Origin of the sequence: Pelomicrobium sp. G1, assembly GCF_051905455.1 — a bacterium.
Taxonomy (GTDB): Bacteria; Pseudomonadota; Gammaproteobacteria; order Burkholderiales; family UBA6910; genus Pelomicrobium.
In genome coordinates this window covers 1-244 of sequence record NZ_JBQACR010000519.1, presented here as the reverse complement: position 1 = coordinate 244, position 244 = coordinate 1, and the positions used below count along the sequence as shown (strand labels likewise).

1 protein-coding gene is annotated in these 244 nt (G+C 70.1%); it reads right to left on the bottom strand.

Features of this window, described 5'->3' with window-relative positions:
- Positions 1 to 244 (bottom strand): DUF6701 domain-containing protein (locus ACTFO6_RS19455; RefSeq protein ID WP_439935956.1); only part of this gene is annotated, 244 nt, incomplete at both ends.

Below are 244 nucleotides of genomic sequence, written 5' to 3'. Positions count from 1 at the left end.
GGGACGGCCCGTGCCGTCGTCTTCGGCGGCTGCCCACCGGTAGGCCGCGACAGTCATGACGAATGGATCGCAGGCGGCCGCCAGCACGGGGCTCGCCGGGCTCGTGCAGTGCTGGATGGAAGTGGCGGCATTGGCCCCGCGAACAGCAAGTCCGAAGGGGCGAGTAGCGAAGGCGTTGCTCGCTCCTTGTACGTAGGCACCCGATGGGGGCGGCGGTAAGGCCCGGCGGAACTGCAGCCGGATC